12 protein-coding genes are annotated in these 11,483 nt (G+C 70.5%); 5 read left to right on the plus strand and 7 right to left on the minus strand.

Annotated elements, in window-relative coordinates; genetic code table 11:
• Nucleotides 1–25: 25 nt before the first annotated feature.
• Nucleotides 26–706, plus strand: a complete 681-nt coding sequence (locus ACFWWR_RS15240; RefSeq protein WP_383874347.1) for an SDR family NAD(P)-dependent oxidoreductase — start codon at nt 26–28, stop codon at nt 704–706.
• Between the two features lie 321 nt (nt 707–1,027).
• Here ACFWWR_RS15240 and ACFWWR_RS15245 read toward each other — a convergent pair whose 3' ends face one another.
• The 6 genes from ACFWWR_RS15245 to ACFWWR_RS15270 form a co-directional block, all read right to left on the minus strand.
• The gene (locus tag ACFWWR_RS15245; protein ID WP_383874346.1) at nt 1,028–1,246 is read right to left on the minus strand and encodes a leucine zipper domain-containing protein; all 219 of its coding nucleotides are present in this window, start codon (nt 1,244–1,246) and stop codon (nt 1,028–1,030) included.
• A gap of 221 nt (nt 1,247–1,467) precedes the next feature.
• A complete protein-coding gene (locus tag ACFWWR_RS15250; RefSeq protein WP_384303584.1) occupies nt 1,468–2,265 on the minus strand; it encodes an oxidoreductase in 798 nt (265 codons plus the stop codon).
• 291 nt (nt 2,266–2,556) lie between these two features.
• Nucleotides 2,557–2,775, minus strand: a complete 219-nt coding sequence (locus ACFWWR_RS15255; RefSeq protein WP_384303602.1) for a hypothetical protein — start codon at nt 2,773–2,775, stop codon at nt 2,557–2,559.
• A 173-nt stretch (nt 2,776–2,948) separates the two neighbouring features.
• Nucleotides 2,949–4,385, minus strand: coding sequence for an aldehyde dehydrogenase family protein (locus ACFWWR_RS15260; RefSeq protein WP_383874342.1), 1,437 nt, complete (start codon nt 4,383–4,385; stop codon nt 2,949–2,951).
• Nucleotides 4,382–5,914, minus strand: coding sequence for a GMC family oxidoreductase (locus ACFWWR_RS15265; RefSeq protein ID WP_384303586.1), 1,533 nt, complete (start codon nt 5,912–5,914; stop codon nt 4,382–4,384). The genes ACFWWR_RS15260 and ACFWWR_RS15265 overlap by 4 nt, the downstream gene beginning before the upstream one ends.
• A gap of 265 nt (nt 5,915–6,179) precedes the next feature.
• The gene (locus ACFWWR_RS15270) at nt 6,180–7,511 is read right to left on the minus strand and encodes an MFS transporter (protein WP_384303588.1); all 1,332 of its coding nucleotides are present in this window, start codon (nt 7,509–7,511) and stop codon (nt 6,180–6,182) included.
• A 55-nt stretch (nt 7,512–7,566) separates the two neighbouring features.
• On the opposite strand from ACFWWR_RS15270, the gene ACFWWR_RS15275 reads away from it, so the two are divergent.
• Nucleotides 7,567–7,710 carry a hypothetical protein gene (locus ACFWWR_RS15275; RefSeq protein WP_383874337.1) on the plus strand — a complete coding sequence of 48 codons (144 nt, stop codon included), beginning with the start codon at nt 7,567–7,569 and terminating at the stop codon, nt 7,708–7,710.
• Nucleotides 7,711–8,002: 292 nt separating this feature from the next.
• On the opposite strand, the gene ACFWWR_RS15280 is transcribed toward ACFWWR_RS15275, so the two are convergent.
• On the minus strand, nt 8,003–8,893 hold the full coding sequence (locus ACFWWR_RS15280) for a LysR family transcriptional regulator (RefSeq protein ID WP_384303590.1): 891 nt from the start codon (nt 8,891–8,893) through the stop codon (nt 8,003–8,005).
• A gap of 151 nt (nt 8,894–9,044) precedes the next feature.
• Between ACFWWR_RS15280 and ACFWWR_RS15285 the strand changes: the two genes are divergently transcribed.
• From ACFWWR_RS15285 to ACFWWR_RS15295, 3 genes are all read left to right on the plus strand, one after another.
• Entirely contained in the window at nt 9,045–9,491 is a 447-nt protein-coding gene (locus tag ACFWWR_RS15285) for a nuclear transport factor 2 family protein (RefSeq protein ID WP_383874334.1), read from the plus strand.
• A gap of 75 nt (nt 9,492–9,566) precedes the next feature.
• On the plus strand, nt 9,567–10,763 hold the full coding sequence (locus ACFWWR_RS15290; protein ID WP_384303592.1) for an NAD(P)/FAD-dependent oxidoreductase: 1,197 nt from the start codon (nt 9,567–9,569) through the stop codon (nt 10,761–10,763).
• Nucleotides 10,764–10,935: 172 nt separating this feature from the next.
• Nucleotides 10,936–11,483: SDR family oxidoreductase (locus ACFWWR_RS15295; RefSeq protein WP_384303594.1), on the plus strand; the 548-nt coding region annotated here is incomplete at its 3' end.

Consider the following 11,483-nt stretch of genomic DNA (forward strand, 5'->3'; position numbering starts at 1 on the left):
GGGACGCGGGCCGGGCGGGTGTGCCATGACTGAGACGCGGCGCGCCCTGGTCACCGGCGTCAGCTCGGGAATCGGCGAGGCGATCAGTGGTCGCCTGCTGCGGGAGGGCTGGCAGGTCACCGGGATCAGCCGCCGCCGTCCGGTACCCGCGCCGGGGCTGACCTGGCTCCGGGCGGATCTGGCCGAGCCCACCGAGCTGGTCCGGACCCTCGTCGGCGTGCCCGCCCCTGACGCCATCGTGCACGCCGCCGGGCTCCAGCGCTCGGCACCGCTGGGCGAACTGTCCGCCGACGACGGCGAGTTGATGTGGCGGGTACACGTCCACGCCGCCACGATCCTCGTCGACACGCTCGCCGACCGGCTGCCCGACGGGGCCCGCGTGGTCCTCGTCGGCAGCCGCACCGCCACCGGAGTACCCGGCAAGAGCCAGTACGCCGCGACCAAGGCTGCCCTGCCCGCGCTCGCGCGCTCCTGGGCCGCGGAACTGGCCGTCCGTGGCATCACCGTCAACGTGATCGCCCCGGGCCCGACCGACACTCCGATGCTGTCCGACCCCGGCCGCGTCCGCACGCCCCCGGCAAACCCGCCCCTGGGCCGGTTCGTCTCTCCCGACGAGGTCGCCGGCCTGACCGCGTTCCTCCTCGGCCCGGACGGCGGAGCGATCACCGGGCAGCAACTCGTCCAGTGCGCCGGGGCCTCACTGTGACATCTGCGCGCCGGCATGCTGCTGCTGGGCGCCCCGAACGTCGCTGCCGCCCTGCTGAACAGCTTTGCCGCCACCGGCACCAGGTCGAAGCGCCAGGTTCGATGCCGAGCCGGAAGGCTGCGGTGTCGCCGGAGCCGCCGTCTGCCAGGCAAGATGGACTTCGACGCCCCAGACCAGGTCTCGTCCATCATGTCCAGGGCCAGTTGCCACTTCTCGAACATGGCCCACGTCCAGCGGGATGCCGCACCGTTCACGGCGGGCCGCCCTGGTGGATCGGCCTACGGCAAGGTGGGATCCCAGCTAGTGGGGAGGAACAAGCCCTCAGTCGCTCGCCGCGGAATGCTCGGGCTGCCGCCGCAGCGCTTCTACCAGCTCCGGGATGCCCCCTGGGCCTCGGCTGGGGCTGCCGGCTGGCCGGGAGGAGTGATCGAGCGGACCGTCCTCGCCGTGCGCTTGCCGGCGGGCGTACCACTTCGCCAGGCAGCGGTGGGATGTGCCGGGCTCAGCGGCGATGTGCGTGATCGGACGCCCAGCGTCCACACGTTCGCATCATCGGCGGCGCCCTTCCGGCGTCAGCGGGGAATTGGGATACCCCGCCATGTCAGCCCGTCCTGGTCCCAGATGTGGCACTCATCCTTTTCAGCGTGCACCTGGGCACTGACAATGACCCCGCGCCGAGGGCGCGCGACGGTCAACGTGCATCGTGATCATCCCCAGGCGCGAGCCGATCGAGTCGCCCGCTGGTCCCCGGCCCGTGGCTGTCAGGGGGTCATGCGGTTGAACTTGCGCACGGACTTGTCGAAGGTCCGGGCGGGGAGGATGCGGCGCAGCACCTTGAGGCGTGGGGCAAGCGAGCCGGCGGGATAGCTCAGTTTCGGCTTCCGGTCGGTCGCTGCCGCGACGACCACCTTGGCGATGACGGCGGGATCGTCGCCGCCCCTCAGCTGCTCCTGCGTCACCTCCTCGTAGATGGCCCGTTGGCGGTCGTATACCGGTGCAGGGGTGTCGGCCTTCACCGAATTCGTGTCGAACGGGGTGTTGAGGGGGCCGGGCTGGACGCGCAGGACCCGAACGCCATGCTCGCGGACCTCGTGGTCCATGGACTCGGTATAGCCCTCGACCGCATGCTTGGTCGCGATGTAGACGGACATGAAGGGGTTGCCGACGAACCCGCCCAAGGAGGAGACGTTGATGATGCGTCCGTGGCCCCGGCCGCGCATGTGCGGCAGGACGGCCTTGGTCATGCGCATGAGGCCGAAGACGTTCACATCGAACACGCGCTGCGCCTGGGCGACGGAGATTTCCTCGGCGGCGCCGTCGATGCCGAGCCCGGCGTTGTTGACCAGGACATCGATCCGCCCGAACCGCTCGATCACTTGCTGGACGACGCTGCTCACCGAGTCGTCGCTGGTCACGTCGAGGGCGAGGAACGTCATACCGCTGCCAGGAGTGCTCCCCGACGTCTTCCGGCTCGTCCCGACCACGTCGAACCCGGCCTCGGCGAGTGCGTGCGCTGTCGCCTTGCCGAGACCCGAGGACGCGCCCGTCACGAGTGCCACGGCCGACTTGATGTCATGACTACCTTCTGATCCTTTACATTACGACCATACTGCCATGGGGTCTGCTCGGGGCAACCTGATCGCTATCGCCGACATTCCCGCACCTTGTTTCAGCCGTGTACGCCCCTGGCCGCTGCGCACTCGCACCCACGGCCGTCGATGTTCTCCCGCAGCCACGGCAGGGCCGCGACCTGGTCGGCGCAGCGATGTTCATCGCAAGCAGCAGTCCGCGGTTCGCCGGCGCCCCGTCGATGCAGGCGAACCCCTCCATGCCGACTTGGTTGTTGAAGGTCACCACGACGAGATTCCCGTAGCCGGCCAGCCGGCCAGCCGGCCAGCCAGCCCGCATCGGGGGCGGGGTCGTCGCCGGCACCGAACCGGTAGGCCCCGCCGTAGATCCACACCATCACCGGGCGCCTCGTCGCCGGGTCCGGATCGGCTCAACGGCTCCTGCGGTGGCGGGGGACCGATCACGAACGTCTCGCGCGTGCCCTCCCATCGACGCACCACCCGCGGCGCGGCGAAACGCAAGCTCCCCGCCGGGGGCTCGGCGAACGGGATGCCCGGAAGACCGCGAGACCCTCGTCCGGGCGTCCGGACGCCCGGCCGGACAGGCCGCGCATCATCCTCAGGATCGTGCGGTCCGAACCGCGGGGGCTGCCTGTCCGTGACGGGCGGGCACCTCAGGCGAGCGAGGTCCAGACGCTCTTGACCTCCGTGTACGCGTCGATGGCGCCTCTGCCCATCTCCCGGCCCCAGCCGCTGGCCTTGAACCCGCCCCAGGGGGCGGAGGCGTCCACGGGGTTGGGCATGTTGATGAACACCGTGCCCGCGCGGATGGAGCCCGCCACGCGGTGCGCCGCGCCCACGTCGCGGGTCCATACGGCCGCCGCCAGGCCGTACTCGGTGTCGTTGGCGCGGGCGACGGCCTCGTCCTCGTCGTCGTACGGCAGGACCGACAGCACCGGGCCGAAGATCTCCTCGCGGGCGATGCGCATGTCGTCCCGTACACCCGTGAACACGGTCGGCTGGTAGAAGAAGCCCGGCAGGTCGTCGACCGGGGCCCCGCCGGCGAGCAGCTGGGCGCCTTCCTCGACCCCGCTGCGCACCAGTGCGTGGACGTGGTCACGGTGTTCGCCGGTGACCAGGGGGCCGAGTTCGGTGTCGGGCGCGCTGCCCGCGCCGATCCGCATCCCGCTGACGGCCTTGGCGCAGCGCTCGGCGAACTCGTCGGCGAGGGAGCGGTGGACGAGGAACCTCGTGTAGGCGGCGCACACCTGGCCGCTGTTGAGGAGCGCGCCCTGAAGACAGCCCGTCACGGCTGCGTCCAGGTCGGCGCCGGGCAGTACGAGGCTCGGTGCCTTGCCGCCGAGTTCGAGCGAGACGCGCTTGAGGTTGCCCGCGGAAGCCCGGACGATCTCTTTGCCGGTCTCGGTCGAACCGGTGAAGGAGACCTTGTCCACGCCGGGGTGCTCGACGAGGGCCCGGCCGGCCTCGGGACCACCGGTCAGCAGGTTGATGGCGCCGTCCGGCACACCGGCGGCCCGACACAACTCGACGAGCCGCACCGTGGTCATGGGGGTCTGTTCCGCGGGTTTGACGATCACGGTGTTCCCGCAGGCGAGGGCCGGTGCGATCTTCCAACTCGCGATCATGAGCGGGAAGTTCCACGGGGTGATCAGCACGCACACTCCCACCGGCTCGCGCTTGGTGTACTGCAGCACGCCGGGGATGGACAGTGGCGCCGTCTCGCCGTAGATCTTGGTGACCCAGCCGGCGTAGTGGCGGAAGTGCTCGGCAGCGGTGGCGACGCTGACCGCCGTGGAGACGCCGAGCGGCTGGCCCTGGTCGCGCGTCTCCAACTCGGCCAGTTCCTCGGCGTGTTCTTCGATGAGGTCGCCGATGCGCCACAGGATCCGGGCGCGCCGGGCCGGGGTGAGTCCCGCCCACTCCGGGTTCTCGAAGGCGGCGCGGGCGGCGCGTACGGCCGCGTCGGCGTCCGCGGTCCCCGCCAGGGACACCTGGGCGTGGGGTTGCCCCGTCGCCGGGTCCAGGGTCTCGAACTCCGCTCCGGAGGCCGCGGCTTGCCACTCGCCACCGATGAAAAGGGTATTGGTCACAGCTGTGCTCCCAGGATGAGGTCGGCGCAGCGCTCGCCGATCATGACGGCAGGTGCGTGGGTGTTGCCGGAGGTGACGGAGGGCATGACGGAGGCGTCCGCGACGCGCAGCCCGGCCACGCCGTGTACGCGCAAGTGCGGATCGACGACCGCCATACGGTCGATGCCCATACGGCAGGTGCCCACCTGGTGGTGATAGCTGAGGAGAGTCCGCTTGATGTACGCGGCGACCTCCTCGTCCGTACGTACGTACGGTCCGGGTGCGACCTCGCGGGCACGCCAGTCGCCCAGCGACTTCTCGTCGCCGATCTCCCGCATCTGCTGCACGGCCCGCACCATCGCCGCGAGGTCCGACGGCTCGGAGAAGTAGCCGGGGTCCAGGGCAGGAGCCTGGGTGGGGTCGGCCGAGCGCAGCCACAGGCGGCCGCGACTGAGCGGACGGATCGTCCCGGCGAGGACCGAGAAGCCGTGGCCCTCTTCCGGAACGTTCATGTCGGGCACCGGCAGTGGCAGGTGAGACATCAGCGGCTGCAGGTCCGGCACGGCCAGCGTCGGGTCGGACTTGGCGAAGTAATGGGCCTCCAGCGCGTTGGCCGTACCCTGCGGCACCGGCCGTGCCGACTCCCACACCACCGGAGCGAGGGTGTGGTCGTGCAGGTTCGCGCCCACTCCCGGCAGGTCCGCGGTCACCCCGATCCCGAGGGCCCGCAGCTCGTCCGCCGGCCCGACACCGCTGAGCAGGAGCAGCTGGGCCGATCCGATGGTGCCGCCGGACAGGATCACGTCCCCTTCGCAGCGGATCTCCGTCGTACGGCCTTCGCGCAGCAGCTCGACGCCCCGCGCCCGGCCACCGTCCACCAGGACTCGCGTGACCGCGGCGCCGGTCATCACTGTCAGCAGCGCGCTGTCGAGCACCGGCTGCATGAAGGCGGTCCACGCGCTGACGCGCTTGCCATCGCGGATGTTGCGGTGCAGCAGGTTCACGCCCAGCTGGTCCTGGCCGTTGCAGTCGTCGTTGTACGGGATCCCGTAGTCCTGGCAGGCCTCCACGAAGGCGGTGGTCACCGGGTTGGGGGAGTGGTTCCGGCTGACGGGCAGCGGGCCGCCGGCCCCGTGGTAGTACGACGCGCCGTCCTCGAAGTCCTCCGAGCGTTTGAAGTACGGCAATACCTCGTCGTACGACCAGCCCGCAGCTCCCTGGTAGGCCCAGCTGTCGTAGTCGGCCCGGTGGCCGCGGACGTAGATCATGCCGTTGAGGGCGCTGGAGCCGCCGAGGACCTTGCCGCGCGGCCAGAACACCTGGGTTCCGGAGGCGTGCCGCTGGGGTTCAGTGGTGTACGCGTGGTCCTGTGGGGAGTTCCACAGCTCCCACAGGCGCCCGGGGTCGTGGATGGCCGGGTTGTCGTCCCGGTCGCCCATCTCGATCAGCAGGACGGTCCGGCCGGCGTCCACGAGTCTGCGCGCGAGCGCACAGCCCGCGGACCCGGCGCCCACCACGATGTGGTCGTAAACGGTGTGTGTTGCTCGCATGACGGGAGGGTCACAGGCGGACGGGGTACCGGCTTGTGCGGCGGTGCACCGTCTCTTGTGGAGGCGGGCACGAACGGCTGAGTGCGGGTCGGGACAGGCCCCCTGACCGGTCGCGCGTTGCCCTTACCGGCCGATGGGTGGCCCGGCAGCTGCTTGGGTGACCGGCCGGACCGCGCGGGCGCACAGCTCGTCCCAGGCAGCACGTGACGGCCAGGACCACCTCGGTGGTCCTGGCCGTCACGGGAGTCGTAGCAAAGGGGCCGGGTCAGGAGACGACGGCTTCGCTCGTGGTTCGCTCCGCAGCGCCGTGGCGGACCGCCGCCGCGTTCTTCCTGCGCAGGACGGCGGGAGCCGTCTCCTTCAGTCCGAGCGCCAGCAGGACGACCAACGCGGCACCCGCTGCCGAGATGTACATGGCCGTCTCAAGCCCCCAGTTGTCGGAGGCCCACCCGGCGATCACCGGAGCGAGGAAACCGCCGGCGAGCTCACCGATGCCCATGACGAGGCCCAGCGCGGTCGCCAGCGCGCCGCGGGGGACGGTCTCCGCCGGGATGGTCGCCATGAACAGGGTGAAGCAGCCGAGGCCCGTATACGTGAGCACGACCACTGCGCCGAGCACCAGAGGGCTGCTGACATACACCACGGCCAGGGGACAGAGCGCGGCCATCACCGTGAAGACGATCAGTGTGTTCTTGCGGCCGAACCGGTCCGAGATCCCCGGTGTGACGAAGCCCCACACGACCCACGCCACCCCGAGGCAGGTGACGACGCCGCTCATCGTCGCGGGTGAGAAGCCCTTGACCGAGGTCATGTAGACCGGCGCGAACGTGATGATGACGAAGAACCAGGTCATGTACGCGCAGGCGATCAGCACGCAGAGGATGATGTTGCGCTGCCGGAGGATGCTGCCGATGCTCGGCTTGGCCGCGGCATCCACGGATTCCGCCACGGGCTCCGTCATCACACAGCCACCCGGCGGCTCCTCCCGTACCGACCGCCAGATCCACAGGGCGAGCAGCAGGCCCGGGACGATGGTCATGACGAACGCCAGTCGCCAGCTGTACTGCGTGGCGATCCACACCACCGCGAGCGGGCAGAGGATGCCGCCCAGCAGCCCGGCCGAGGACCCCTGCAGCAGACCCATGTTCAGACCGCGCCGGTGCTCCTGGGACGCCTCCACCATCAGGGACTGTGACGCCGGTAGAACGGCACCTTCCGCCAGCCCCATCAGCGCCCTGGCTCCCAACAGCGCGGCGAATCCGGTCACCAGCCCGCTCGACGCCGAAAGGCAGGAGAAGAGCACCACGGCGATGATGATCACGGGTTTACGACGGCCGAGCCGGTCGGACAGGCGTCCGGAGATCATTCCGGACAGGGCCCAGGTCAGGGCGAGGACTCCGGAGAGGGTGCCCAGGGCGGTGTTCGAGAGGGGGATGTCCTCGCTGATGAAGGGGACGAGGAAGAGAAGTGCCTGCCGGTCGAAGAAGACGAGGCCGAAGCCCAGGAAGAGGATGACGAGCAGCTTGTTCTCGTAGCGGCGGGCGTCGGGGCCGGCACCACCGAGCGGAGGGGGCGCGGCGGATCGCTTTCTCAGCATGAATGCCTCATTCGTCGGATGAGCGGGAGCCGGAGAGGCAGGAAGGGAGGCTGCCGTGGGGAGAAGAGACAAGGCGGGGCTGCCGATCAGCGCGGTGACGCTCTCCGACCCTGGGGGAGGTCGGGACGTCAGCCCGTTCCTGTGTCTGTGGATGTTCCTGCGCAAGCCGCTCACTGGCGCCCGCGAGGCGGGCCCGTGAGGAGTGTGCGGCTCTCTCTCACGACCGGAGGGTGCACCTCGGCGGCCCACTCCGGCTTGCGTGCTGGTGCACCGGCCCTTGCTGGGGCGGGCACGATCGGCAGATCCGCTGAAGGGCAGCGAAACCGCGTGGCCGCCGCTGAGCGCTCCCTAGATGATCCATTCCAAAGGTTCGTTGATGACTCGATGACCTGCCACAACGCAGTCGCCCGGAGCGGGGCCGGGCCGGCGCCGACGACTCCGGTCGAACCGACGGGGCCTGCGCCATCCGATCAACTGTCCGTCATCCGCTGTCACATGGAGATGGGGCCGAGGTCGGCGGCGGTCTGGGCCAGTGCGCGGAGGGTGGGGCCGTCGGCGGTGGATCGCCACGTGAGGGCCCAGTGGAGGGTGGGGGCGTCGGGAACGGGGAGGAAGACGATGCCGGGGGGACGGTTGTAGCGGGCGGCGATCTCGCCCAGCGGGTGGACACACTGTCCGGAGGCGACCAGGGAGAGAACCTCGTGGAAAGTCCGCGCGGCGGGCCCGCGCGGGATACGGCGACCGAGCGGCGTACGGGTGGGGACCATGGCCGCTATCCAGTACTCGGGGGCGTCGGGGCCGAAGTCGACGACATGGTTGTCGCCGAGGTCTTCCAACGACGCGGTGCCGCGCTCGGCCAGCGGATGGTCTGCCGCCACGGCGAGCACGCGGCCTCCGGTCAGCACGGTCGGGCCGACCGTGAGGTCCGGTTCGGCCACCGGAAGCCACAGCACGTGCGCGTCGTGCTCTCCGGTGCGCAGTGCGGTGAACGGGTCGCTGCCGTTGATCTCGCCGAACTGGACATCGCTGCCGGGGTGGCGGGAGCGGAAGGCCTCGATGAGGGGGCGCAGTTCGTGGCCGGCATGGCCGAACACACCCAGGCGCAGGGTCTGCCTCGTCCCCGCGCCGGCCGCTTCGGCGCGGGCGAGCCCTTCCCGGAGGAGGTCGACGGCCTGCTGGAGGTCCTCGCGCAGACGCCGGCCGACCGGGGTCAGGGCGACGCGCCGGCTGGTGCGGTCGAACAGGACGACGCCGAGGCGCCGTTCCTGCTTGGCGATGGCCTGACTGACGCGGGCCTGCGACACATGAAGCCGCTCCGCCGTGCGGCCGAAGTGCAGTTCCTCGGCCAAGGTCAGGAAGATCTCGATGTCACGCAGCTCCATGCACAACCCCCACCCCATGCATAACCGCCACATTATGAATAGCCCAAGGAACCTTACATTGTTCCGCCGGCCCGCCCGCGCCGATGCTGGATCCATCACCACCGGACAGGCGGCACACGCCTGACGCACACATGGATGGGGAGGGAAACCGATGGGCGACATGCGGGCCATCGCCGATCGCGTCGAGATAGAGGCGCTGCGAGCCGAGCTCACGGACGCGGTGATGATGCGTGACTTCGACCGTGCCGCCTCGCTGTTCACGCCCGACGGCGCCATGTGCTGGCCGCACATCGGCAGGGAGTTCGTCGGCCGCGAGGAGATCCGCGCGGGGATCGAGTGGGGCCAGTCGCTCTGGGAGTTCTTCGTGCAGAACGTCCACCCGGGCGTCATCCGGCTGGACGGCGACACCGCGGCCGGCCGGGCGTACGTCCAGGAGTTCGGACGGATGCGCGACGGCAGCTCACATCTGAACCACGCCGTGTACCACGACCGTTACGAGCGCACCGCCGACGGCTGGAAGTTCAGCGAGCGCGCCTACGAGGTCCGGTACCTGGACGCCACCCCGCTCCGCGGCTCGGCGCCGCAGCGCCTCAGCTGATCCGTCCGGCACGCCGTCACGGCGTGCCAAGTCGACATCTTGCGTGCGAATCCCTGAAAGCGGAGGAGAGAAACCATGGCTGAGAACATCGAGGTCGTCGTGATCGGCGGCGGTTACGCCGGGGTCATGGCGGCCAACCGGCTGACACAGCGCGACCAGGTGACCGTGACGCTGATCAACGCCCGCCCGGACTTCGTCGAGCGGATCCGACTGCACCAGCTGGCGGGCGGGACGCACAAGGCCGTCAACGACTACCGGAAGGTCCTGGGCGAGCGCGTCCGGCTGGTGGTCGACACCGTGACCCGGATCGACGCGACGGGGCGCGGGGTGCAGCTGGCGAGTGGCGGCACGGTCGGCTACGACTACCTGATCTACGCGGTGGGCAGCGGCAGCGCCGACCCGGGCGTGCCCGGAGCTGCCGAGTTCGCCCATCCGATCGCCACGTTCGAGGAGGCGCAGCGGCTGCGGTCGGTCCTCGACGCCGCTCCCGCCACGGCCCCGGTGACGGTGGTCGGAGCCGGTCCGACCGGCATCGAGGCCGCCGCCGAACTGGCGGAGGCGGGCCGCACCGTGACTCTGGTCTGCGGCGGGCTGGTCGGCCCCTACCTGCACCCGAACGGCCGCCGCTCGGTCGCCAAGCGGCTGGCCGCCCTCGGTGTGACCGTGCTGCAGGGCCCCGGCACGAAGGTCACGGAGGTGACCGGCGACACCGTGCGGCTCGGCGACGGCCGTGAGCTGGCGAGCGAGGTCACCATCTGGACCGCCGGGTTCGGCGTGCCGGACCTGGCCGCCCGCAGCGGGCTCAGCACCGACACCCTGGGCCGCCTGCTCACCGACGAGACCCTGACGAGCGTCGACGACGAGCGGATCGTCGCCGCCGGGGACTCGGCGGCACCGTCGGACATGCCGTTCCGGATGAGCTGCCAGGCCGCCGGCCCGCTGGGCGCGCACGCCGCCGACACGGTGCTCAGCCGCATCGCGAGCAAGCGGCCCGCACCGATCGACCTGGGGTTCGCCGGCCAGTGCATCAGCCTGGGGCGCCGCGCGGGCGTCTTCCAGTTCGCCCACAAGGACGACACCGCCAAGCGGCTCCACGTCGGCGGCCGGACAGGCGCGAAGGTGAAGGAACTCGTGTGCAAGCTCACCGTCAAGCAGCTGGTGGACGAGGCACGCAAGCCCGGCTCCCACACGTGGGTCAAGGGCGACCAGGGCCGTCGGCTGCTGCGGGCACAGCGCCGGGAGACGGCGGCCACCGCCGAACAGCCCGCCTGAACCACGCACATCGGCAGCCGACGTGCGGCCGCATACCGACGGTCCTGGCACACGGCTCGTCCGTGACGTCCTCCCTCGATACGAACAGCGATAGGACCAGCAACACGAACCGCGATCATCCACCGCGCGGGATCCACTACTGGCACACGCACTAGGAGTTAGGGGTTCAGCCATGATCCTGATTACCGGGGCCACCGGCGTCGTCGGCCGGGAAACCGTCCGCCTCCTGGTTGAGGGGGGAGCGAAAGTCGCCGCTGTCACCCGCGACCCGCACGCCGAATTCCCCGCGGGTACACAGCTCGTCCACCCCGCGAAGGTTCCCACCACCGACGGCGTGGAGGCCATCCTGCTCAGCCCGCGTGCCGCCGGATCCACCGCTGTCGATCTGTTGGCCCGCGCCCGCGAGACGGGCGCGGCAAGGGTGGTCGTGCTGTCCGCCGTGACCGTGCAGTACCCGGCTGGGCACGCACGCTTCCGGCAGCAGTTCCACGCGGTTGAGGAAATCGCCAAGGGGAGCGGCCTGGACTGGACGATCCTGCGCTGCGCCGATTTCGCCGCCAACACCCTGGCTTGGGCCGGGCAGATCCAGGCGACCGGGACCGTGCGGGGGGCATACCCGCACGCGAGGACCTCGACCGTCGACGAGCGTGACATCGCCGCGGTGGCCGCCCTCGCCCTGACCCACCCGCAGCACCGCGGTCAGACGTACCTGCTCACCGG

The organism is Streptomyces sp. NPDC058678 (assembly GCF_042714835.1).
Taxonomy (GTDB): domain Bacteria; phylum Actinomycetota; class Actinomycetes; order Streptomycetales; family Streptomycetaceae; genus Streptomyces.